Genomic DNA, 22,701 nt, shown 5'->3' with positions numbered 1-22,701 from the left:
GCAATTCCGATGGCTAACCGCCCCTTTCTTGTGTTTGCGTTAAGAATGCAAGATCTCGACTGATTTGTCTTACGTCAAAGTCATTGCCTTCCGGAATATTTATATTGATTTGCGGTTGCTGACGACTAACTACATTCAGCATTTGTCTTAGTAAATTTTCCAATCCACTGAAATCATTACTCAAATTAATAAATTGATTTTGATTAGTCGCTTCTCTAACTCGATTAATATTTTGGATTACAGTAGAGTCTGCTGGTATCCCCACACCGTTTGCATATTGAGGAATACCAGGGAACAGTTTCTCAGTGAGTGAAGCTCTGTATACTTTTGTTCCAATTGGTTCGTTGGGTAAGAATACGTTACGACCTTCTGGAATATAAGAAGTACCATCTGGCCTTTGAATCAATTCTCTAAACTTAGAACCTTTTTGATCATTAACCAACATTGCCCCACCAGGATGGAAGTTAGTACCCATAGCTCTAGTTGCATAAGCTCCTATTCCTGTAGGTGCTGATCCAACAGTTTCATAACGAGTTGTGAATGTTTTGGTTCCTGAGCTAATTCTACTCCAAGCATCTCTAGCACGATCAAGCGCATTTTTAGTGCTATCAGCGTTTGTGGATATCGGTAAGTTCTTTGATCCAGGATTGAAAGCTTTATAGTCTTTTAGAAGACTTTGTGCTTTCTGTGTTGGAATTACCGCGCTATAATTATTTACTTTCAATTTCTTTTCAAACTCAGGTAGATTTTTCCATGCATTATATTCTTCTTCTGATTTTAATATCTTAGAAATTAGATCGATATTATTTCCAAGTATATCCTTCTCTTTAGTAGGTAAGTTTAACCAACGCATATATTCAGTCTCTGAATTTAAAACTGTAGATAATAAATCTGTATTATCTCCAAGAAACTTTTTGTCATTTTCTGGTAATCCCATCCAACGATTGTAGTACTCTTCTGATTCAAGGATAGCAGCCATTAAATCAGCATTCTCTCCAAGTATCAATTTGTTTTCATCTGGTAATTCCTTGAAACGATTGTAAGCTTCATCAGATTCGAACAACTTGGTCATTAAATCATAGTTATTAGCCAGAATTTCTTTTACTTCTGGATTCAAATTCTGCCACATTGACATCTTTTCTTCGGATTCCATTATAGATACCATAAAACCATAATTATCAGCATCTACTTGCTTGATTTCAGTATCGTACTCATCCCATAAACCAAGATAAGCAAGTGTTTCGGTCATCTTTTCCGGAGTATTTGAATACATCAAAGCAGTTTTTTCTTCTAGCTCAAGATTGTTCCACTCTCCACTATTGTCTAGAGAACGAATGATTGTCTCTGAGAACTCATCGTTGATAACGATTTGCTTCTCTTCCCATGACATACCGTCCCACCAGCCATTTTGAATAGCAGCTTCACCTATGATCTGTTTAGCATTAGAACTTATGTTAGCATCTTTCAACTGAAATCTAAGGTTATTCCATGTAGCAGTATCTTCTGCAGCTTCATTCACTAATTTTGGTAAGTCAGTTTCAAAATCACCTTGTTTAGCTTCAAAGACTAAGTCATTCCATACATCAGCTCCACGATTACCTTCATTGGCCATCCAGGATACACTTTCACCAGCTTCTAAAGCTGATTCTCTAAGAGCATTAGACATCCTTTTTCCGTTATCAATAATGTCTTGGTTAGCTTCTGCCATTTGTGATCCGGTTGCGTTCATCTCATTAGCCAGTTGGCCATTACCAAAACTAATTTCTTCAGCAATTTCTGGATATTTTTCAGCTATCAAAGCAAGTTGTGCATCCAAGGCATTAGTTGTTTCTTCGTTTATAGCAGCGAAATCTTCTCTTATACTTTCAGCAAGTTCACTATCTGGATCAAGTTCCATAGCTTCAATATACTCTTCAGCTTTTTCTTTCATTTCTCCAGTGTGTAATACCATTTGCTGTCTTTGCTCAGCTAAATTCTGCGCCCACACTGTAGCTTGCTCCTTAGAGGCAGAATCTATATTACCAGTCAAGGCTTCTAAAATTTTCTTTTGTTCCGCTTCTGAATTTGCTAGCGTTCCAACGTATTCTTTAGCAATTTCATTTGATAAATCAGCAAGAATCTTAGCTGTTTCAGCGCTCATATCAACAGCACTATTTTTTTCTTTTTCTCTTATTTCACTAGCTCTTTCTACGTAACTATTTACATTTTCTAAAGAATCTTGAAGACCTTGTTGTTCTTCGGTAAGCATTTCTTTAGTTGATTCACTCAGTACATCAGAATATTTTTCTAGGACTTCTCCAAATTTCTCAATTCGACCGTTTAGTTCTTCCTCAACAACGGTTCCTAGTTTCTCAAAACTAGCCATCATATCATCAGAATCAGTTTCTACTCCCAATTTCATAGCATTATATTTACTACCGATTTCAGATGTGGCAACATCCATATCGTTTAATGCTTCATCCGCAGTTTCACTTACATCTGATCCCCAACGTCTAGTTCTTTCAGCAGAGTTATAGGCTTCTTCTCCCCAAAGCTTCCACGCTCCATAACCAATGGCTAAAGCACCACCGACTCCAACTATTCCTAGAATGGCTGGTCCTAATGGTCCTAAAGTAGCAGCCATCGCGCCTAATCCAGTTGGTCCGGCTGCTGTTCCAGCGGCTGTCCCGAACGTAGTAACTGTTCCAGCACCACTGGACAATGTTTTCATGTAATCTCCAGCAGTAATATTTCCTGAAGTAAATAGGTCCTTAACTTCTTCAAGTGCTTTTTTCTTGGCCATAGAAGCAGATAAATCAACAAACGATTTTCCAACTCCACCAACACTACTTGATAATTTTCCTGTTATAGAAAGTAGTGGACCAGCAGCGGCTGCAGTACCAAGTAATCCAATGATGAATCGTTGCTTGTCTGGATCTGCTTCACTAAATGCTTCTGCCAAGTCTCCTAACATTTCAACTAATGGTTTTGAAGCTTCCAAGCCATCACGTAATGCATCGACGAATGGTCCACCTAAATCAATAGCGGCATCCACTGCTTCATTTTTAAGCATTTTAAGTTTAGACTCAGTAGTTTCGTATCGTTTACCCGCTTCTTCTGTTAAAGCAGTATTTTCTTCGAATGCTTCACTAGATAGGTCAACTGATTCAGCAAATAGTTCACTTGCATTTCCTGCTCGTAAAAGTGAGTCTCTCAATCTAACTTCTGAAATTCCCATTTCATCTAGCAATTCAATAGCAGTTGTTCCTTTATCTTCTGCAGTACCTAATCCCTCGATAAAAGCACCTAAAGCGCCAACCGCATCATCTTGGAATGCTTTAACAAATTGATCTCCTGTCATCCCTGCAATTGCTGAGAATCCTTCAAGATCTTTACCAGCACCAATGATGTCATTCAATTCGCTCTTAGTCATATTTAAGGACTCAGCTACATCAGTAAATGCCATGCTATCATTTGAAGCCATTAATTCTAATTCACGTCTTGTAAGTCCTGTCGCTTCTTCTAGATCACGTACTGCTTCTAAGCCTGTTTCTGTAGCAACAGCCATATTTACCATTACTTTTGATATAGCAGAACCACCCATCTCAGCTTCTATACCAACTGATGATAGTGCAGCGGATAATCCTAGAATATCTGCTTGTGATAATCCGATCTGTGATCCAGCTCCAGCTAAACGTAGAGCCATTTCACTGATTTCTGCCTCAGTCGTTGCAAAGTTATTTCCTAAAGCAACAATGGAAGATCCAGCGTTGTCGAACTCTGACTGACTCATTTTGGTTATATTAGCAAACCTTGCTAATTGAGTCGCGGCAGTTTCAGCAGATAAGTTTGTAGATTCCCCTAAATCAATCATGGTCTTAGTAAATGCTACAACATTCTCTGATTGAATACCTAATTGTCCGGCCGCTTCTGCAACTGCTGCTATTTCACCATGGCTTGATGGTAATTCTTTTGCTAGGTTTCGTAGTCCTTCCTCTAAATCTTTGTATGAATAGACAACCTTACCAGTGGAATCTACTACTTCATCATTCGTTTTAAGTACACCAGCGAAAGAAGATTCCCACGTCACTGCTGCTGTAGTAACTGCTGCTGCTACTCCCGCAACCGGAATCGTGACACCTTTGGTAAGGCCTTTACCCATTGATTGCATTTTGTCGCCTGCAGTCACAAGTTTTTCACTAGCATTACTTATAGCTCCTGTTGCTCCAGTGGTTTTTACTTCCATTTCTGCTAGTTTTCCAACTGTCGTACCTAACTGAGCTTCATATCCAGCTAATTTCGCTTGAGCATCGTTATATTTTTGAGCAGCCTTAGCTGTTTTAGAGGTAGCATTTCCTTGTGCATCTAAAGTATTGTCATAAGCTTTTTTCAGGTATCCTAGCTCATTTTTTTGAGCTGTTACGACCTTTGTTAATGCTTGATTTTTGAAACTCAATGCATCTAGTTTATTACCACCTGATTCAACAATCTTAAAGCCTGCAGCCATTTCTCGTGTAGCCGTTTTAGTAGCTCGTGTAGCTCCTGTCAAAGTGCTTGAAAAAGCAGTAGTATCTAATCCTAAAGTGATTACCATTTGACCAAGAGGTTTTCCGTTTTGAACCAACTATTTTCCTCCTTTCCTTAAAAGTCCATTTCATTAAACCAATCTTCCATAGAAATAACCTTGCGAGACTGATTTGTCTGACCTTGCTGACTTCCTTCTGATTCACCAGTCGATAGCATGATTTCGTCAAGATATAAGACATCTGTCTCTAAAATGGTATTTATGTTCCAACCTGGATAGTGCTTAATGATTTGTTTCATAAAATCAATAAAAGAGGCGTAAAGATCTCTCCCTTTTACTGTTCCTTTTTTTCTTCACCATCATTACTCAGGTCTTCTTTTTTCATACCTAAAACACGAAATTTAATAATATCCATGAGTACATCACTGTTTTCTACTTCTAAACCATCTAGAATCAAATCTTTAGTTACTTTCTCATCTTCGAAAAGACTAGCAACAAAGCCTGCCCTGTATTCTGTTAATTCTTCTGAAGTAGCCCCATCCGGTTCGCCATTATTGTCTACTCGATCGACTAACTCCGCTTCTTCTCGGATATATTGCAACCGTTTCTTAAACGGAACAAACTCCTGAGTAAAAGTTTTAAATTGACCATTAGGCATTCTTAACTGTAATTTGATAGCTGACATGTATTGATTCCTCCATTATTTAAAATAAAAAGGTTAGCCCGTTTGGACTAACCTTAAATTATTATGTTGTTGATGTTTCTCCAGTTCCTGTCTCTGTACCTGTTTCAGCCTGCGCTCCGAATAATTCAACTTTTAAAGCTTCGAATTCTGCATCACCTTTAGCGAACCCAACTGTTTCACTTTTGCCATCAATCAATTTAGCAGATGGAGCGAAAGAGTATTGGTCAGCTTCTAACGCTGTTGGACTTCCTTCTTTAGTTGTAGAACCAACTGTTCCTCGACCGAATTTACCAGCATATAAACCAGTACCCATTTTAGCTCCACGTAAATCTTGAGATTCAAACAATACCGCACAGAATGGTGGACGAGTAGCTTCACCAGCATGGTGAACTCCATTTTCACTCTTTTGTCTACCTAATACTTGATGTTCTAATTCATATGGTAAATCTAGGGCACTGAATGTTGCAGCAACGTCTCCTACACCTTCATTGAAAATGTGGTAAGGAATATCTGATCCATAAGTTTTGATTGCTTCAGGAGAGATATTTGTAATCTCGAATGAGCTAGTTGCCCCTTCGTTTGCTACACCTTCGATTACATGTAATCCATCAGCTACTGGATTATAATCCTCATCTAAAAATTGAATATACGCTCTTCTAAATCCTACATGTGACATAATTTATTTCCTCCTAGTTGTTGTGTACTGTCTTGTCAGTACTTGAATTTTCTCGTTTTCTGAATGTGGTCGATCTTCCCCATAGACCTGAAAGAAGTCTGCTGTTTCCAATCCACGATCTAATCGATCGGTTATATCTTCGATATCTGTCTTATTTAAATCAATAAAAGCCATCACTTGTATGCGATAGCTTCGTGTATGATATTTATTTGATCCATGAGAACCATTAGTATCTCCAACACTCTCAATTTTGAAGTATGGCACTTCTTCTAAACTTTTGTATCTATCTGGAACTATATATCCAAAGAAAGGTGAATCAACCAATTCAGGGAATATTTTTGGTAGTATTTCTACCGCAACTTCTGCGACTGGCGTCATAACCCTAACCCTCTTTTCAATTCAGACATATATTCTTGCATGACTGCTTCTGCTTCGGTTTCTACAGTTTTCTCAATGAAATGTTGACCGACTTGGTGTTCAGAACCCATATTAACTACGTGAGCTCGGAAATAAGCACCTTTACCGTAACCTACATCAACTTCCCCATTCTCTTGAACTGCTCCAACTGAAACCGTCTCTTGTAATAAGGTTCTTCCCGTAGAATCATCAACCGGTGTATTGGCTTCAAGTCGTTCTCCTAGTTTAAAACCAGCAGACTTCCCTGCTTTACGCCGGATACGTCCGTCTACATCGGCGATTGTCTGAGATACAGTTCTTTCTAAATCACCTAAATCTACATTAACTACCATTAACTCACCGCCTTTAATATCAAAAGCATAAAGTCTTCATTTTCAACATCAGGGTTGATTTCCATAATGTTATATTCCACACCTTTAATTTCAGCAATCCAATCAGGTTGAATCTCTTCTCTTTGTTTTTGACGGATTACAATATTTACTGTGTTTTTATAGGCAGCATCTTCGCCCTTTACTTCAGATAGAAATTTCTGCTTATAAGCAAACCATGGATTTAAAACAGGCTTATACTTTGGTATTTTAGTTCCGTTAGGGCCTGTTTCGTAGCCGTCACGTTTCTTGAATACTATTCTTCTATTCAGTTTGCCTGTCCTACTAAGCGCCATCAGAAACACCTTCTTCAAAAACTTTGTATTCTGCTTTTAATAAAAGCAACAGACTGGTATACCCTAAGTCGTATTCTCTTAATGTTCCGTTAACATTTCCAGATTCAATAGTAGCAGAGCGTGTTTTATAGAAGTGGTCAGCCAACATGATAGCAGCAGTATTTAAAAGATCATTAATTTCATCATTTTGAGTATAAAAAGAGGGCTTATCTCTTCCGATAGCCCCTTTCATACTAGCTACTGCCGTGTTGAATGCTCGTTTTACATCTACATCGTCGTCGTCAGTATCAATTTTCATACTAATCTTAATTTCTTCTAAATCATCATTCACATTTAACATCTAACTCAACACCTCTATTCTGCAGCTGTAACAGTTACTAAGCATTCTGCAGTAAAGGACCCATCTTCAGTAGTTACAGTAATCGTAACTTCTCCAGCTGCAATACCTGTTACTTTTCCTAACTTAGGTGTTACAGTAGCGATTGAATCATCACTTGATGTGTAGTTGATATTTTTATTTGTAGCATCTTCTGGAGCTACTGTTGCGGACAACGTTTCGCTAGCCCCTACAACCAAAGTCGTTTCCGTTTTGTTTAATGTTACCCCGGTAACGTCAATTGGAGCAGGGGTTACACTTTTTTTGCTAAACGGAATGCAGAAGCTAATTTAATTTTGTGATCCATCCATGCAGTTACAACGAATGAATGCATACCAGTTTTAACATTCTTGTCTTGTTCATATAAAGCATTAATATCGTAGTTATAGTGAGAGTATGAAAAATCTCCTACTACTGGAACAGTAGCTTTATCAATGAAAACAGTTGGATATCCTAACACTTCTTCTGGTTTTTTGCCAAATAATGATTCAGCACCATTAGCTAACTCTTTGATCATTGCGTAGTAATCAGCTTTACGCATAACGATAGTAGCATTTTCAGCATATGAATCTTCTAAATCAGCAGCAGCATTAAGAAGTGACTCAAACATTGTAGCACCTGTTACCTCTTTAATATTAACCTCAGTAGTATCATAAAAACTCATGTGCTCTTCACCGACTTTAGGTGTAGTAGCGAACGCAACTTTCTTCTCTTTAAAAGCTACACCACCTTGCAAGTTAGCTTCTACAGTAGATACCAAGTCTGTATTTGTTCCATTAACCACTGTTTCTGATAAATCAGTAAATACTTTGAATTTATGACGTCCAAAAGTAACTACGCTACCCGTAGCTTTTAGTTCTTTTGCAGTTGCACCATCTTCAATAAAGTCATCATCATCAAGTGTGAAAGTAACTTTAGGAAGTTCTAAGTTAGGAATAGTTGTCATTGCAGACAATCCTCTAAGTGGATTCTTCTGAGCAGGCTCAGCAATTACATTAGTTCCAGTATTTTTAGGAATAAAGTTATTCCCACCCGTAGCAGAATTATCTAACAAAGCTTGGAAGACATTTCCATCATAAGTGCTTTGCAACAAATCAGAAGCATCTTTGTTTACTGCATCTTTTTTCATTGTTGCTCTAATTAATTCGGCTTTTGCATCGATTACTTTTTGTTTAGGATCCTCAGCATGTGAAAATTGTCCTTTAGATCACTAGTGTTGCATAAAACTTAGAATAAATGATTTTTATACATTGTTACTTTAATCACAAGTAGTTTTCATTAAAATTTCCAAAAAAGTCAATTGCTGGCGCAAGGGATGACTTTTTCCAGAAATTTTTAGGGTTATTCAGTTGTCGCTTAGTCTATTTGCACTTTCTTTCACTTAACCAGGTGCGAACGATGCTTTGAAACACTCAAACGGTTCATACTGTAACGCTCTGATTTGTCTCAAAATTGTGAAGAGGCTTGATTTCAACCTTAATTCAAGTTTCATCAGTAACGTCAATAAGTAGACTATCATCGCAAGAATCACCTGATTCTCTACACCTTGTTCAGACTGTGAATAGTACGTTTTAATGGTCAAATGTTGTTTGATATGCTTGAAAAACAACTCGATCTGCCATCTTGATTGATACATTTTTCCGATGTCCTCTGCTGAAAGATCCATTCGGTTCGTCAGGATACGCAGATTCGATCGATGCTTACGTTCAATCGTTATTAAACGAAACAACCCCGTCAGGTAGGTCGATTTGCCCAGCTGAACCAATTGGTCACTGATAATCCCTGATTCATGAGACACTTCCAAGTGCGCTTGAACATGAACGGCTGTATTCTTTTTAATGCGGGAGACGAAAAAGTAGCCCTCCCAGTTCATTTGATCAAACTGAGTGAAATCCAGATACCCGCGATCAAAAACATAGGTCGCCCGTTTCTCATTAATAAAGACGTTCAAGTGATCATGGTCGTGTTCAGAGGCATTGGACAGTTCGAATTGTTCAGGGTGCACCCATCCTTCTTTCATATGACAGACTTTTAAGTGCAGTTTGATTCCCGACTTAGTCGGGCGAAACGTGCCCCAGGGATACCGCGTTTTATTCAGTGAAAAAGTGGACGAATCAATTAAGAACACTCTTTCTTTTGATTGCACCGCTGTTTTTTCATGAACCAGTGAAAGTAATTGCGTGAAAATATCCATCAATACGGAGGGTTCCATCTTTCGCAGGGCACGTGACAATTGAGAATAGCTAATAGACTCAATACCCATCACTTTTTTTAATTTTGGGTTGACCAACTGTTGATCCAAATGCCGTAGGCTATCGGTTTCATCATTAATCGCATAGAGAAAGAGTTTCAGTACTTTCTTAAACGTTAACTTTTTTGAATAGCGATTAAACTGACCGATAACCTGTCGAGACGTTTCACTTAATTTTTCTAAAGAAATGTACGAAAACCATTTATTTATGGTCATTTTTGTTTTATACTTATCCATGCTATAAGTCCTTTGTTTTGGTCTTGGATAAGTCATCCAACCCCATTATAAAGGACTTTTTTATGTGTTGAAACAGTTAAATTATTTAATGCAACACTAGTGCCTTTAGATAAATTCTCTTTTTGCTCATTTTCCATTTGTTGAAGTTGGCCGTTTAAAATATCAAAACGTTGTTGAAGATTTGTTTTAGATTTTTCTAAATCTGATAATTGTTCTGCAGTTGTAGCAGGTTCAGTTGCTTTTTGCACAATTTCGTTGTTAGTTTTTTGAATCTGTTGCCCAATAGTTGATAAGTCTTGTTTTAATTCGAAAATTGTTTTCATACTTTATATTCCTCCCAGAATAGCGCCAATTAAGGCATTGTTTTGTTGTGCTTCTTTTAAAAGCCTTTCTCTTATTTCTTTGTCTGCTGTACTCGACTGATTTACAGTCATAAGTCTTTCAGGAACACTTTGATAATGTTGAAATAAATCTTCATTAATCGCAGCAACCATCTGATTTGATACAATGACAGAATCACAAAGGCCTATTTCAAATGCTTCTTGAGCAGACATCCATGTTTCTTCATCCATGATTTGCTTGATTTTTTCTTCGGTAAGTTGATCTCCTGCTTTTGATAAGTAGGTAATCACTGAAGACTCAGCAATTTTGTCTAAGTCATCCGCTGTCTTTCGTAGCTCATTTGCATTACCGAATATACCTAGCATAGGATTATGAATCATCAACATACTATTCTCTGGCATAATGACTTCATCACAACTGGCTACAATTACACTAGCAATTGAAGCAGCCAATGCATCAACATAAGCTGTGACATGTGCTTTATGATGTTTCAACATATTTCCAATAGCAATCCCTTCAAATACAGAACCACCTGGAGAATTAATATGCAGGTTAATTGAGTCTACATCACCTAAAGCTTTTAAATCCTTCTGAAAACTAGAAGCAGTCGTATCTTCATCGTCCCATTTAAAACTTACTATTGGACCATAAATAAAGATTTCTGCTACTCCCGCCACTGATGACTGTTTGACTTCCCAAAACTTTTTCACTCTCTCACCTCTTTTCAAGGTATAAAAATAGCCGTTACTCATTGAGTAGCGACTTGATTATTTTGTATAACAGCCAACAATTCTTATTGCATCGTTATGGACCATACGTAAATTTGTTTTATAAGTTTTAGTATAGTAATCTCTTTTTGCTCTTACATTCGAAGGTGGATTATAGATTTCTTCCGGCGCTTCTAGTCCTGGCAATTTAATCAATACAACTATGCCTCGTTTGTTTGCTAATGCAATATCACATGTGGCTTTTAACTCATCCATTGTCTTAATATTTTCAAACACTCTCTCACCACCTCTCAAAACATAAAAATAATAAATCATATTTCATCTTTTGAATCTGGTTTACCACCTGATTTTCTTAAAATTGGATCCATTTCCAAAGGATACATATCTCCTGAGATCCATAATTCATCAGCTTGGTTACCACGTGGAGGCAGCTCTTCTAATCTTCTAACTTCATCTCGCGACATCCAACCATCACGAAGCGCACCATGATAAAACTGTTGCCGGGATGTAGAATCTCCACGTAATAAAGCATTCAAGTTAAACTTAAAGTAAAAACCCTGAACTCTTTCTTTTGAAGTCAATAATTTCTTATTAAACTCTCTCTCGTATTGTTTTACAATTGGAGCTAAAGTCATATTTACGAATAGCTGCATTAGTTGCTCATTTGAAGAGAAGCTTTCACTGCCTTTGTTAAGAAAAACTCCTGGAACATTATATACATTAGCTATTCTGTCTCTCGTTACGCTTTCAGCTATCTGCATATCTCCGGCAACAAATTTACGGTCCATTTTGTCAATTTCTACTCCTGGTTCTTGAAATAGCACTCCACCGTTTTCTTCATAGAATCTTCTGAAGTCTTCAACAACAGCATCTCTTTTTTTCTCATCAATGTTTGACTGGTATGTCAAAATAAATGAGTCTCTTAGTGACATCATTTCTTTTAAAGAAAACTCTCGGACAGCCTTATCAAAATCGTTAGATCCTTTTAAAACTGCAATTGGGCTTATCCCTTTCCAATTTCCACTACCAGTAATGTGTCGAACATGAATTATATCTGAATTATGAAAGAAAAAATTCTTTCCTCCGTTTCTAACTTGATACCAAAGCTCACCAGAATTCCCTTCTATAACAGGCTCTACATTAATTGGAACTAAAGGTACTAATTTTTCAAAAGCGCCTCTTACATCACGAAAAATTAAAGCGTAGCCATTCCCGTTTGTATTCCTCGAAACTTCCATTACATTTAGTATTGAGTCCAAGGTTTGATTGGAATTTGGGTAATAAATTAAGCGATCCATTTGTTCATCAAACTGCTGGTCATACTTTTTATATTTCTTAAAAGGCAGACTAGATAATGTATTGGAGAGCCGCGATACTATAGAGAAGATGTTTTCATTAGTTTCTAAAGTTCCGTTTTCAAATCCAAAGAACGTTTTTCCTAACCAAGAAGAAAAGCGATTATCATTAGTACCACCTTCTAAAACTGCCTGTTTAACAAATTTAGGAGTAATCCTATTTACAGCTCGTTGAAATATATTCAATCTCACACCTCCTTTCATCGTTTCAGCATATTTCTAACAGAAATAAATCCTATATCTCCATTTCCTTGTGGAGTTACAAGTAAATCTAAAACTTTAACGTGACTATTCAAAGCTGCAGCAAATCCATCTATTTTCCTGTTTTTATTTTGTTTAGTAGGTAAGTAGTTAGAATTTCTATCCTTAACCAACTTCACATTCGATAAATACCAATTAAAGAGCTTAGAATTGTTATGAATAATCTTTCCATCCAATAACATTTCTTTAAAGTTCTGCATTGGACCACCTAACGTAACAAACCCTTGTCTAGTCTCTTCAGTTGAGAATCCATAGTTGATTAATTCTTTATTTAACCTAAGCGCTTTGGCTTTATCATAGTTAATTTGAATAATATCATACAGCTTAGATTTCTCAACAAACCACTCAAAGACATATTCATAATTGACGTAATCTCCTGGAATGATTGTTAAATCTCCATTCTTTTCCCAAGCTTTAATTCTTTCTTTATTCTGATCTCTGTCATATCTTGCTTGAGGAATCCAAGTATGCTGCATAATAAAAACCTCGCCATCATCTAAAGGAAATTCTAGTACTGCAGCTGTAAAGTCTTCCGTTTCCGAAAGGTCAAAGCCGCCTACACATTGTTTCCCTTTTAATGTTTCGAGGTCGATTTGTTTATTATTCTTTTTGATCGTTGGCATATCTACAAAAGATAACTCATCAATATCAGAGAATAAATTGAATTGTTTTGTAATCCAATCGGCAAACTCTTTAGGATCTTTTTTGTCTTTGATATAGTCATCAACTAGACCAACAAAATTCATTAAGCAGATATTCGGATTAGCTTTAATCCAATTAGTAGGATCATCAGCTTCTTCAGGACTGTCTAACTTAGAAATATAATAGAATGTTCTTTCATCAATATCATCTTCCAAATGTTCTAAACAATCTAAAGCTTGTTCATAATAAGAAGTAAGCGGACCTTCTAGAACATAACCTGCAGTCGTGATATAAACGATTAGAGGCTGCTTACGAGTACCTCTAGACTTTTTGATAACATTGATTAGCTTGTAATTCGTAAACTCATGTATCTCGTCAAAGATACCAAAGTGGGTATTTAAACCATCCAATTTGCGACTATCTGAAGCACGTGGCTCCATTTTAGAAAAGGTAGGTTCATAATTAATTGAAGATCTCTTAGGCTTTCCAAACTTCTTATTAAGTGCTGGTGACTGTTTAACCATCTCCGAGGCTTTATCAAACAAAAGACCTGCTTGATCTCTAGCGTTGGCTAGTACATATACATTGGCACCAAGCTCACCATCATAGCCTACCATGTAAGTAGATAAGCCAGATATTAATGATGTCTTACCATTTTTACGACCAACAAAAACTAAAGCTTCACGAAATCTACGTTCTCCAGTATCTTTATGCACCCATCCGAACATTGAACCGATAACAAAATGCTGCCATGGTTGAAGAACAAAGTTTTCAAAATCTCCTTCTGTTGGCTTACACTTCTTTTCAATATAGCGAATTGGTCTGTGTGCTTTTTCTTCATCAAAAACCCAAGGAAATTCTTCTGTACCTTGTCTTTTAAGATCTCGCATGTGCCTTTTAGCAGCTTGAATGTTTTCTTTACTTGCTGGAATACTCTTATCTATAAGCCGTTCAGCATACCAAGTCGTAAGTAATTCTGGATAAGGTTTTAAAAGATAAGCACCCCATGAAGCTTGTTCCTCTCGGTACTCGTTCCAAAAAGCTACACGTTCAGTGTAGTTCATTTTTAAAATATTCTTAGAAGTCATCGTCATCATCTTCGTCTTCAGCCATTTTAATAGCTAATTTAGCTCTTGCTGAAGGAGATAAGCCCAAATCACTTCCGTAAGCTCTAATGTTCTTAGAACATGTATCCATTTGTTTAGAGAGAGGATTTCCATACATTTCAGGAGACAGTTCTATAGGCTCTCCAGTTATTTCGTAGTTTTCTTTTTGTTGTTTATATTCTTTCTTGTGTTCTGACTGCATTTTTTTATATTGCTTGGTTAGCAAAACATACTGAGAATACCAGCTACAATATAGAGCCATTGAATGTATATCTGGATTGCTGATCAATTCAACTGTCAGCAGTTCTTCCTGAATAAATGCAAAAGTCTTTTTCCCTAAAGCATCAAGCCATGATGGAGGTTTGATTTTATCCGTGGCCATCTTCATTTTTTCTTCGGCCTTGGCTCGTTTCTTTAATTCATCAGTATTCTTTTTGTTTGGGTTGCCATGAAGCAATTGTAAGCTTGCACTTTTAGCTGGTTGTGGCATCTTATCACCTTCTTTCTAAAATAAGTATTTGAAATCGTTATCACTAAGATTATAATAATAGCATCAGCACTCACTATGCTGAAATATATATTGGAGGTGTTTAAATGAGCCAATTGTACAAACCTGGAGAAGATAACAAACCTGCAGGTAAATACACAGAAGTTGGTCCTCGTGGCGGACAAGTATCTGGTGGACATAACGCAACGATTGACAAAGGCGACAGACTACCACCAACTTCTCAAAAGGGAAATAAATGGACTAAGAAATAATTCCAGACTAGGCTAATCGATGAAAATTGGTTAGCCTTTTCCCTTTTAAAAAAACTGAAAAGCGGTGTTTTTACAAAGGAAAGACTGCACCGTTCTCCACAAACACTTATACACCAACGTTTGTTTAGGGGGGCTATCTCTCATTGTTAGCATAGAATTTTACGACTGCCGTCTTGGGTTTTGCCTTCTTTTTACCACCACTTCGTTCCGGATGGTCCTTGTTATGGCATGTAGAACAAACTAACTCAAGGTTATCTTTATCCCAGAACAAAGATAAATCATCTCTTGCCTCTACTTTATGATGGACGATGTTACCTTTAGTGATAACCTTTCTTCTCTTGCACTCTTGGCATAGTCCGAAGTCTCTAGCCTTGATGACTGGTCTAAGCTTCTTCCACCGTTGAGTCTTGTAAAGCTTATCTATCTCATCACGTTGTCTTGGTCCATGCATCATCTGCTTACCAATACTCTCTGATGTCATAACGACATAAATGATTGACCTGGCTCCAATAACATTTCTCACATACCAAGTCACCATCCGTTAAGAGTTCAACACGCACTCGACCACACCTTTCACACGGATCACTTGTATATCCAATCGAATCAGGTATGCTTGATTCATCTGTAAACTCTCGAAAGTTAACTAATGTATTAACTTCCTCTTGTGAATGTTTATCGTTTGCTAAGTTGTCTATCTGTGTATTGTTGTTTATGATGCGGTAACTACATCCACGCCACTCAAAATTGTTCTCGCCTCGTCGCTTGGCTTTCTCTACTTGAAGCATCAGCTTACTGTACTCATAGGATTCAATACGCTTATTGATACGCTTAAGTATCCCAAACATTTACTCATCCTCCTTAATTTTATGTAAGAAAAAAGACCCCGTTAGGAGTCTCTATACTTATTTTCAATTAATAATTTATTTGAATAGTGAACTCTATTATTATGATCTTTAATATAAACTCTTATCTTTTTATCGATGTTTTCTTTTTTTAAGAACACATTTAATCCTATCTTGATAATATTTCTATCAGAGAATTCGATAGGAAAACCCATATCATAATAGGTTTCTTTATCATCCAATAAATTCAAGGTATTGTCTATCTCAAACCTATATCTTTTTAATCTATATCTGTAACCTATTTCAGTAATTTGAAAAGAGCTATAAGGATTTTTAGCTAATGTTAGAGTGTAGCTTTTTTGAAAATGCAAATCTAACCCTACTCTAACTTCAATTTTATCTTTATCTTTAATAAATGCTAAGTAAAGAGATAATATAACAGCAATAGTAGTTGATACAGATCCTAACATCTCCCAAAAATTACCGAGGTCAACATTTACATTCACAATTCTCTCCCTTTCTTTTCATAAAGATTTCTTTTTACTATACCAAAAACCCACCCGCGTTAACAGGTGGGAAACAGTATATCCTGAAAGTCTCAACTCGTTTCCGCAAGTAAGACTAGCAAGTAAAAAGCAGCTTAATAAAAGGAGATGTCGCATTTGCTTATGTGTTGTGGTTAATTACCACATTACCATAATAAAATTTATTAGCTGGGAAAACTACCGATTTTTTTCCCAATTTTAAATGTACCCAATCTTTTTAGCAAAACACTCCAATACCTTATATCTAATACGATACATAGTGGACCTCGATTGTTTCTTATCTTCATCTAGCGCTTGACCCAATGTCTCCCAATCCATATAGCTATTCTTTCCCCAATACTTCTCTTTGATGATTTCTTGGACATCACCAGATTGTTCATTGATCGTTTCCTCAATAGCTTTCTTCCATGTATCTCTTTGAATGATGAACGGATCACTCATCTCTCTAATGACCTGGTTCTCTACTTGGCTACTTACTCTATTAGATCGACCACCGCCAACATTGGTATCATGTTCTCTAATCTTCAGTTCTTCTTTACGAATAGCAATTTCCCTACTAAACTGATGATATCTTTGAAACTTATCTTCTAGATACTTAAGATCGATACTGTTTAATGCAAATATATCTCTCAAACACATTCCACTCCTTGCTGGCTCCATTGATCAATCACTTCATCCACTAACTCTACAACAATATCAGTTTCGTTCACTTTAAATGGCACACTCTCTTCAACAAATGGTACATCAGTAAAGTCATATCCGGTATGAACAACCATCTTGATTTCCTTGTTTTTATCTTTTACCTTATTCAAGCGATCAATTATTTCTTGAACTGTCATGCATCCACCTCCTCTAAAAACAATGTTGCTGGTTCAATATCCAACATGTAACAGACTCCAGCTAATGTTTTTGGACTAAAGTGTCCTTCATTCTCTAGCTTTTGAATTGTTACAGAAGATATGCCAGTTGTATCAGCTAATCTATATATACTAAGTCCTGCTTTTTTTCTCTTCTGTTTAAAGTTTCGGGCGACTGTTTGTTTCATTTTGTTTTCTACTTTATTTAAACTATTCATTCTTCTACCTCGATTCCGATTATTTCGGCTTCTGCTTTGTCATAACTATTACCATGCAATATATGAATCATAGGTAACCCGTTATCATCTTTAAATTTCCTTATCAAGCTGCCCTCATGCAATTTCTTTGCTGATTCTAAAACAATAGATAAAGCTTTGATATCTTTTGTTATACGATCTAAATTCTCATTGAAGTCTTCTTCAGTTGCATACCAAGCCCAAGGATCGCTTATCATTTCTTCACGTTGTTCTTCTAAAAATTCTAGTTCTTTTTGTTTTATCTCCATCGCTTCTTGTGCGTTCATGCATCCACCTCTTCATATTGTTTAGCTGCATTCTCTGCAAACCTCACTTGCTGATATATATATGGATCATCTGATTTATGTCCATCTCCTGAAAGCCAATCTGATATGCGCTTATCGATGTCCCAAGCAACATCATTAGGCATCTTGTCCAACGCTGCTTGGATTCGCTCTTCATAAGTCATTGTTCAACCTCTTTCATCCATTCCAGGAACTTCAACAATCCACCCTCGACAGTAATCTTATATATCTCTAAATCCTTTTGGTTTACCGACTTCTTACCGCTCGTCTCTTTTAATTTGTTCCAAGCGTAATACGGTACACAATAAAAGTTCTTCATACTGAAACTAATGACGACTCCAGCCCATGCATCCAATTCATCATGTAGTGCTAAGTCTATCTCTTGCTGCTTATTAATCCGGTCGAATGGTAGACTTGTTCCTGTTGTGTGCTTAGCTTCAAATACAATCGATCTGCCGTCTTTCAATGTACCTGAGAAGTCTGGTTGAGCTTTCTTCTCGTAATGTGCTCTAAAGTGTCCTTTGTTCATATCCAGTACAGCAATGACCTTCATTGGTTCAGGCGTTTTCTGGATATAAGCAATACTTGTTCTTTTATAGTAATCACAGCTTCTAACGATTAGATTCTCAAACTGATCTCCACTCCGTTTTGCTTTAAGTCCTCTGACTCTATTTCTTTTCTGCATCCAATGCTCCTTCCTCAAACCAAAACTTGACTTCTTTTCCAGTCTCTTTAATCAATCCATATCTTTTAGCATGCCTGTAGACTGTTATGTCTCTATTTAGACGTTTCACAAAATTAGATATAAGCCATCTAAAGGTTTCTATATCCATATTTGACTTTATGATATTGCAACTTGCACAAGCTGGCACTAGATTGTCTGGGTTATCATTTTCTGGAAGAGTCATTTTCCCATCTATGCGGTCAACTGGAAGAAAGTGATCAGCATGCCATCCTCTTTCTGAGAGTTCTTCGCCACAGTACCAACAATGTCCATTTGATTTATCCCAAATCGCCTTTCGTTTTAGATTCATTCTCTTACTCCTTCTGACTAATATACTTTTTTCAGCAGCAACTTATTTTGTAAGTAAATCTGATGACTGATTGGATCTTTTACCTTTGCCCAATCTTCTTTAATCCATTCAAGCACTTTAACGATTCTGTTATTGGTTCGGTCAACCATGAAGATGTATCTACCCATTGGATGAAACTTCCTCTACTGGATGCACTCTTACGTTAACTAATCGGAAAAATAGCTTTCCGGCATCAAACGATTCTAAAGAAGAATAAAATCTCCTGAATAATTCATAACTCTGTATTTTAAGTAAATCTCTTAAAAAAATCATTCTCGCTTTATTTATTTTGATAACTTTTGCCCAAAACAATCTTTTTAAAGACTCTTTTCATTTTTGTAAGTGCCCAAAAATTACTTTTGTATAATTTTGGGCACACTTATCCCTTGGAACTTTTCTCTTAAAAAAATAGTATCCGCTTAGTTTATACCCATGAATGGGACCGCCTCAGGCGGTCGAAGACAGCATAGAATTCTTTATGATAAACGTGATAACTAGACAGTTTAAGATAGACTTGCCTACCTGTTTGGACAAGTTTCCCGGCTACTTTAAGTAATTTCAGTCGTATGGATTGAACAGTCAGACCTTTATCTCGTTCATCAAACCCAATCGTCTTTAAAAAGTTGATGAGGTTATAAGCGAGTAAACTCATTAACATCCTTACATGATTTTCTAAGAAGCGTGGACTATCGGTTTTATCAAAATAAAATCCTGCTTTCGCTTCTTTGATAAAGTTTTCCATCGTTCCACGTTTGGCATAAAGAGAGAATATGACTTCAGGGGATACATTTTTTGATAGGTTTGTCACAATAAATGTATGCTGAAAAAGGAGTTCTCCTCCTTCTCGAACAGAACGAATGCAGAGACGACGAGGTTTTGACCATGACTTAGCTTGATAAGGTACTGAAAAGTACTGCACTTCTCTCTCTTCCCATTTCTGATTTTCACCATATAGAACTGATTTTTCAGCTAGTTGACTCACTTTTTTATTGTTCTTTAAACGAATAACATAGTGGCTATTGTTGGCTTCACAAGCTTCATACACCTCTGGTGTTGCAAATCCACTATCTCCACGAACGAGTATGTCGGTATTCGGTAAGGAGTGATTATAATGCTGCAGTAAAGGTTCTATGAAAGCTTTTACACCTTTAGATGTGTATTGATTTCCTGAACGTAGTTCAGCTTTTAAGAAATCTCCAGTCAGTCCATCAAAGGCAACTAGAGGATGATATCCATAAGTTTGATAGTGGGCATTATAATCGGTTTGTTCTTGATTTCCAAAGGTATCTGAGTGTGTTGAATCAATATCAATGATCAACTCGGTATCATTACGAATCAGACGCGCTTTATCAATTAATGATTGATTTAATGACTGTAACTGATCTAAGTTCTCTTCTGAAAAACGGTCTAGAAATCGCGAAAGCGACGATTGCGAGGCTAACTGATTTCTACCTAGAATAACTTGAAATACTGGATCATGTCTTAATATATTAGCCGAAGAGTCTGTCGAATAACCAGCCGTTAGCTGCATAATAAGCTGCTCAAAAATTGCTAGATTATCATGTATGAAGTAAGCACGATTTTCTTTTAAGTGAAGTAGTCGTTTAGCTAAATCAGAGAAACCAAAGGTATTCATTAGTTCTTTAACTAAGACCAAACCGGAATCACTAGATAAGCGTCCACCTGTATGCGAAATGGTAATGTTAGAATTGAATTTAATCTGTTTTTTGTGTAAGCTAGTCATTAGAAGAACTCCTTTTCTTATGGTTGGTTTCGACACCTTTACCATATCAGAATGGAGTTCTTTTTTCATCACTTAACAGGTGAAACAATAAAAGTATCATAGTGCCTGCCATTAGGCAGTGTTTCCACGATTCAAGCAAAAGTATGAATTATCTAGGAATCTATTTATTTTTAAAATCTCTCGAATAATCTCCCTATCAGATTTACCTTTACAAACTTCAAGCAACAAGCCTTGTTCAATCGTTACACTGTGTCCTTTGACTCTATACCGATTCTTTTTTCTTCTTGGCATTATTCCACCTCTTCTTCCTGGGTAAAAGTAATCATATGGATTTTAGATCTTAGCAGTCCCTCCAAAATCCATTGTCCTTCTTCGACGATCAATCCATTTCTTTTAATAGATTCCGCGACACCGAATTGCTGTAATTCGTTTATAGTGATTGGATAAGGTATCTTCAATTCCATCTCACGAGCCATTCTGAAAACTTTTTCTGCCTGTACACGATTATGAACTAAAATATAGAGATGGCGTTTCGCCGCTTCTTTGATTGCTGCAGTTGTTTTCCCTGAACGTCTACCGCCTTTGAATATAATTGTCATTAGCCTTCTCCTTTTTCTGATCAACCGGCATGTCTTTAATTAAATTGTCTGCTCCATTGTTATGCCGGCGAATTGCTTCTTCGACTATAGTTTCCAAGTAATTGATCTTCCCTTTTCCATTTTCGTGATAATCATAAACGCCTATTAAATCGAGATTATCTTTACCTATATGTCTTAATAAAATTTCGTCTGGCTTTACTGCCGCTTCTTTTCCGTTAGCGGCTGTTACTATACAGTTTTTACGATGACCGTTAACCACGTAAATCTTCATGTATTCTCTACTCATGCGTCTTCTCCTCTCAATAGATCCAATTGTTCATTTTTTGAAGCTACAATACGTTCGAGTTCTTTTCTTTCAGCTTTAAAAATACTTTCTGTTTTCTGGAATTCAGTACCGTAATCATAATCTAGACGATCCAGCAATCTAGAAACTAAGTTAACTGGGTACGTACCGTCTTCCATGTGCATCATACGATTATGCTCTCTGAAAAAGACTTCCTGCAACTCGTTTCTAAAAATTTGAAGGTTATATCCCTTTTTTAACTGTTCCATCAATTGTTTACCTTCCCCAACTGATACCTCTGTTTCAAATTCAGTATGATCATATGACTTCACTTTGATTTGCATTTTAGGTTCACTCATTCGCCTGCTCCTCCTATCCATTCCATAACTTTTTCAGTTGGTGTCGGTTTAGGAACTTCTGGATAAGCTGCACGCTTCACTTTTATTTGTTTAATGGTTTCTTCAGACATAAATGGACTGAACTGTTCTAACTTGTCATTAAGTAAATAAAGTGCTTTAACTTTAGTATCAGCCTGCCAAAATTCTAATGGATGAATATTTAAGATTCTGATTACTGTTCCTGTTTTTATATCAGAGACGACTAGTTGTACACCCCATTTATCTTTAGGCTTAATATATAAGCTCACTGGGAATTTATTTACTTTTGCTATAAACCCTGTTACTTCTGCAGTTCCTCCTTTAGTAATGATCGTGATTAATTGCTCTTGCTGATTAATAGTTACTGTCATAATTAATTCTCTCCACCTCTCTATACTCAATTCCTTTTCCGTTATAATGTGCTTTGCCAATAGCTGTTCCATCAAACTTAATAGCATTCTTCTTAGCTTCTTCTTTAGTGTTATAGTCATGTACAAAGCAGACACCATTGAAGATTCTCCATTTACCGGCTGCATCCAATTCACGTTGTCTTTCTGTTGCTTCTGTTGGTCCAATAATTGTCACTGTCATTCGGACACCTCGCTTCTAATTCCATATCGTTCTTTCATATTTTTGATATCTTCTTTTACCTCATTCAAAAGTCTAGTTTCTTGAGCAATATCTTTTTCGGTTGCTCCCTCGCGTTGAATATAATGTTCTAAGGCATGTTTGATGATATGCTGACGTTTATATTCTTTCATTCCATATCCTCCTAAAATTCAATATGATTACGCTTGTCCCGAGTGTTAGTATTGTTGTTATTTCGCTACTTATTAA

37 protein-coding genes are annotated in these 22,701 nt (G+C 36.7%); 1 reads left to right on the top strand and 36 read right to left on the bottom strand.

Features of this window, described 5'->3' with window-relative positions; translation table 11 throughout:
* Nucleotides 1–13 precede the first annotated feature (13 nt).
* The 17 genes from BKP56_RS09380 to BKP56_RS09300 all read right to left on the bottom strand — a co-directional run bounded on the left by BKP56_RS09380 (nt 14) and on the right by BKP56_RS09300 (nt 14,734).
* Nucleotides 14–4,603, bottom strand: a complete 4,590-nt coding sequence (locus BKP56_RS09380) for a phage tail tape measure protein (protein ID WP_072694828.1) — start codon at nt 4,601–4,603, stop codon at nt 14–16.
* Between the two features lie 17 nt (nt 4,604–4,620).
* Nucleotides 4,621–4,803, bottom strand: a complete 183-nt coding sequence (locus tag BKP56_RS09375; protein ID WP_072694827.1) for a hypothetical protein — start codon at nt 4,801–4,803, stop codon at nt 4,621–4,623.
* 35 nt (nt 4,804–4,838) lie between these two features.
* Entirely contained in the window at nt 4,839–5,189 is a 351-nt protein-coding gene (gene gpG, locus BKP56_RS09370) for a phage tail assembly chaperone G (protein ID WP_072694826.1), read from the bottom strand.
* Between the two features lie 61 nt (nt 5,190–5,250).
* Nucleotides 5,251–5,865 (bottom strand): major tail protein, encoded by a 615-nt coding sequence (locus BKP56_RS09365; RefSeq protein ID WP_072694825.1) that lies wholly within the window; start codon nt 5,863–5,865, stop codon nt 5,251–5,253.
* A gap of 3 nt (nt 5,866–5,868) precedes the next feature.
* Complete coding sequence (locus BKP56_RS09360) at nt 5,869–6,243, bottom strand: hypothetical protein (RefSeq protein ID WP_072694824.1); 375 nt, start codon at nt 6,241–6,243, stop codon at nt 5,869–5,871.
* Nucleotides 6,240–6,614 (bottom strand): HK97-gp10 family putative phage morphogenesis protein, encoded by a 375-nt coding sequence (locus BKP56_RS09355; RefSeq protein ID WP_072694823.1) that lies wholly within the window; start codon nt 6,612–6,614, stop codon nt 6,240–6,242. Before BKP56_RS09355 ends, BKP56_RS09360 begins: the two co-directional genes overlap by 4 nt.
* Nucleotides 6,614–6,946, bottom strand: coding sequence for a phage head closure protein (locus BKP56_RS09350; protein WP_072694822.1), 333 nt, complete (start codon nt 6,944–6,946; stop codon nt 6,614–6,616). Before BKP56_RS09350 ends, BKP56_RS09355 begins: the two co-directional genes overlap by 1 nt.
* A complete protein-coding gene (locus BKP56_RS09345; protein WP_072694821.1) occupies nt 6,936–7,286 on the bottom strand; it encodes a head-tail connector protein in 351 nt (116 codons plus the stop codon). The genes BKP56_RS09350 and BKP56_RS09345 overlap by 11 nt, the downstream gene beginning before the upstream one ends.
* A gap of 14 nt (nt 7,287–7,300) precedes the next feature.
* Entirely contained in the window at nt 7,301–7,522 is a 222-nt protein-coding gene (locus BKP56_RS09340) for an Ig-like domain-containing protein (protein WP_232226872.1), read from the bottom strand.
* A 53-nt stretch (nt 7,523–7,575) separates the two neighbouring features.
* Entirely contained in the window at nt 7,576–8,451 is an 876-nt protein-coding gene (locus BKP56_RS09335; protein ID WP_083540531.1) for a phage major capsid protein, read from the bottom strand.
* Nucleotides 8,452–8,703: 252 nt separating this feature from the next.
* On the bottom strand, nt 8,704–9,810 hold the full coding sequence (locus tag BKP56_RS09330) for an IS4 family transposase (RefSeq protein WP_072693882.1): 1,107 nt from the start codon (nt 9,808–9,810) through the stop codon (nt 8,704–8,706).
* Nucleotides 9,811–9,842: 32 nt separating this feature from the next.
* Nucleotides 9,843–10,133 carry a hypothetical protein gene (locus BKP56_RS09325; RefSeq protein ID WP_072694819.1) on the bottom strand — a complete coding sequence of 97 codons (291 nt, stop codon included), beginning with the start codon at nt 10,131–10,133 and terminating at the stop codon, nt 9,843–9,845.
* A 3-nt stretch (nt 10,134–10,136) separates the two neighbouring features.
* A complete protein-coding gene (locus BKP56_RS09320) occupies nt 10,137–10,862 on the bottom strand; it encodes a head maturation protease, ClpP-related (RefSeq protein WP_072694818.1) in 726 nt (241 codons plus the stop codon).
* Between the two features lie 57 nt (nt 10,863–10,919).
* Nucleotides 10,920–11,156, bottom strand: coding sequence for a hypothetical protein (locus tag BKP56_RS09315; RefSeq protein ID WP_156849242.1), 237 nt, complete (start codon nt 11,154–11,156; stop codon nt 10,920–10,922).
* Nucleotides 11,157–11,191: 35 nt separating this feature from the next.
* Complete coding sequence (locus tag BKP56_RS09310) at nt 11,192–12,421, bottom strand: phage portal protein (protein ID WP_072694817.1); 1,230 nt, start codon at nt 12,419–12,421, stop codon at nt 11,192–11,194.
* Nucleotides 12,422–12,435: 14 nt separating this feature from the next.
* Entirely contained in the window at nt 12,436–14,226 is a 1,791-nt protein-coding gene (locus tag BKP56_RS09305) for a terminase large subunit (RefSeq protein ID WP_072694816.1), read from the bottom strand.
* Complete coding sequence (locus BKP56_RS09300) at nt 14,216–14,734, bottom strand: phage terminase small subunit P27 family (RefSeq protein WP_072694815.1); 519 nt, start codon at nt 14,732–14,734, stop codon at nt 14,216–14,218. The genes BKP56_RS09305 and BKP56_RS09300 overlap by 11 nt, the downstream gene beginning before the upstream one ends.
* Before the next feature lie 104 nt (nt 14,735–14,838).
* Here BKP56_RS09300 and BKP56_RS09295 point away from each other — a divergent pair, with 104 nt between their 5' ends.
* Entirely contained in the window at nt 14,839–15,003 is a 165-nt protein-coding gene (locus BKP56_RS09295) for a YjzC family protein (protein ID WP_072694814.1), read from the top strand.
* A 133-nt stretch (nt 15,004–15,136) separates the two neighbouring features.
* Here BKP56_RS09295 and BKP56_RS09290 read toward each other — a convergent pair whose 3' ends face one another.
* The 19 genes from BKP56_RS09290 to BKP56_RS13910 form a co-directional block, all read right to left on the bottom strand.
* A complete protein-coding gene (locus tag BKP56_RS09290) occupies nt 15,137–15,454 on the bottom strand; it encodes an HNH endonuclease signature motif containing protein (protein WP_072696103.1) in 318 nt (105 codons plus the stop codon).
* A gap of 7 nt (nt 15,455–15,461) precedes the next feature.
* The gene (locus BKP56_RS09285) at nt 15,462–15,788 is read right to left on the bottom strand and encodes a hypothetical protein (protein WP_156849241.1); all 327 of its coding nucleotides are present in this window, start codon (nt 15,786–15,788) and stop codon (nt 15,462–15,464) included.
* Nucleotides 15,789–15,889: 101 nt separating this feature from the next.
* Nucleotides 15,890–16,351 (bottom strand): hypothetical protein, encoded by a 462-nt coding sequence (locus tag BKP56_RS09280; protein WP_072694812.1) that lies wholly within the window; start codon nt 16,349–16,351, stop codon nt 15,890–15,892.
* Between the two features lie 237 nt (nt 16,352–16,588).
* Nucleotides 16,589–17,023 carry a hypothetical protein gene (locus BKP56_RS09275; protein WP_072694811.1) on the bottom strand — a complete coding sequence of 145 codons (435 nt, stop codon included), beginning with the start codon at nt 17,021–17,023 and terminating at the stop codon, nt 16,589–16,591.
* Nucleotides 17,020–17,229, bottom strand: coding sequence for a hypothetical protein (locus tag BKP56_RS09270; protein ID WP_072694810.1), 210 nt, complete (start codon nt 17,227–17,229; stop codon nt 17,020–17,022). Before BKP56_RS09270 ends, BKP56_RS09275 begins: the two co-directional genes overlap by 4 nt.
* On the bottom strand, nt 17,226–17,465 hold the full coding sequence (locus BKP56_RS09265; protein WP_072694809.1) for a helix-turn-helix domain-containing protein: 240 nt from the start codon (nt 17,463–17,465) through the stop codon (nt 17,226–17,228). Before BKP56_RS09265 ends, BKP56_RS09270 begins: the two co-directional genes overlap by 4 nt.
* A complete protein-coding gene (locus tag BKP56_RS09260; protein WP_072694808.1) occupies nt 17,462–17,770 on the bottom strand; it encodes a hypothetical protein in 309 nt (102 codons plus the stop codon). Before BKP56_RS09260 ends, BKP56_RS09265 begins: the two co-directional genes overlap by 4 nt.
* Nucleotides 17,767–17,952 carry a DUF6877 family protein gene (locus BKP56_RS09255; RefSeq protein ID WP_072694807.1) on the bottom strand — a complete coding sequence of 62 codons (186 nt, stop codon included), beginning with the start codon at nt 17,950–17,952 and terminating at the stop codon, nt 17,767–17,769. Before BKP56_RS09255 ends, BKP56_RS09260 begins: the two co-directional genes overlap by 4 nt.
* A complete protein-coding gene (locus BKP56_RS09250) occupies nt 17,949–18,473 on the bottom strand; it encodes a Holliday junction resolvase RecU (RefSeq protein ID WP_072694806.1) in 525 nt (174 codons plus the stop codon). Before BKP56_RS09250 ends, BKP56_RS09255 begins: the two co-directional genes overlap by 4 nt.
* On the bottom strand, nt 18,457–18,822 hold the full coding sequence (locus tag BKP56_RS09245) for an HNH endonuclease (RefSeq protein WP_072694805.1): 366 nt from the start codon (nt 18,820–18,822) through the stop codon (nt 18,457–18,459). Before BKP56_RS09245 ends, BKP56_RS09250 begins: the two co-directional genes overlap by 17 nt.
* A 17-nt stretch (nt 18,823–18,839) precedes the next feature.
* Nucleotides 18,840–18,989 carry a hypothetical protein gene (locus BKP56_RS13805; protein ID WP_156849240.1) on the bottom strand — a complete coding sequence of 50 codons (150 nt, stop codon included), beginning with the start codon at nt 18,987–18,989 and terminating at the stop codon, nt 18,840–18,842.
* 296 nt (nt 18,990–19,285) lie between these two features.
* Nucleotides 19,286–20,605, bottom strand: coding sequence for an IS1380 family transposase (locus BKP56_RS09235; protein WP_072693356.1), 1,320 nt, complete (start codon nt 20,603–20,605; stop codon nt 19,286–19,288).
* A gap of 111 nt (nt 20,606–20,716) precedes the next feature.
* Nucleotides 20,717–20,896, bottom strand: coding sequence for a hypothetical protein (locus tag BKP56_RS09230; RefSeq protein WP_072694803.1), 180 nt, complete (start codon nt 20,894–20,896; stop codon nt 20,717–20,719).
* The gene (locus BKP56_RS09225; protein ID WP_072694802.1) at nt 20,896–21,204 is read right to left on the bottom strand and encodes a hypothetical protein; all 309 of its coding nucleotides are present in this window, start codon (nt 21,202–21,204) and stop codon (nt 20,896–20,898) included. The genes BKP56_RS09230 and BKP56_RS09225 overlap by 1 nt, the downstream gene beginning before the upstream one ends.
* Nucleotides 21,179–21,490 carry a hypothetical protein gene (locus tag BKP56_RS09220; protein ID WP_072694801.1) on the bottom strand — a complete coding sequence of 104 codons (312 nt, stop codon included), beginning with the start codon at nt 21,488–21,490 and terminating at the stop codon, nt 21,179–21,181. Before BKP56_RS09220 ends, BKP56_RS09225 begins: the two co-directional genes overlap by 26 nt.
* Nucleotides 21,487–21,846: a hypothetical protein gene (locus BKP56_RS09215; RefSeq protein WP_072694800.1), complete on the bottom strand. Its 360-nt coding sequence runs from the start codon at nt 21,844–21,846 to the stop codon at nt 21,487–21,489. Before BKP56_RS09215 ends, BKP56_RS09220 begins: the two co-directional genes overlap by 4 nt.
* Entirely contained in the window at nt 21,843–22,235 is a 393-nt protein-coding gene (locus BKP56_RS09210; protein ID WP_072694799.1) for a hypothetical protein, read from the bottom strand. Before BKP56_RS09210 ends, BKP56_RS09215 begins: the two co-directional genes overlap by 4 nt.
* Nucleotides 22,219–22,455 (bottom strand): hypothetical protein, encoded by a 237-nt coding sequence (locus tag BKP56_RS09205; protein ID WP_072694798.1) that lies wholly within the window; start codon nt 22,453–22,455, stop codon nt 22,219–22,221. Before BKP56_RS09205 ends, BKP56_RS09210 begins: the two co-directional genes overlap by 17 nt.
* Nucleotides 22,452–22,625: a hypothetical protein gene (locus BKP56_RS13910; protein WP_198033937.1), complete on the bottom strand. Its 174-nt coding sequence runs from the start codon at nt 22,623–22,625 to the stop codon at nt 22,452–22,454. Before BKP56_RS13910 ends, BKP56_RS09205 begins: the two co-directional genes overlap by 4 nt.
* Nucleotides 22,626–22,701: the final 76 nt, after the last annotated feature.

This window comes from Marinilactibacillus sp. 15R, assembly GCF_001895285.1.
Lineage (GTDB): Bacteria > Bacillota > Bacilli > Lactobacillales > Carnobacteriaceae_A > Marinilactibacillus > Marinilactibacillus piezotolerans.
The sequence above is the reverse complement of the archived record's forward strand: the minus strand, read 5'-3'. Positions and strand labels throughout refer to the sequence as shown.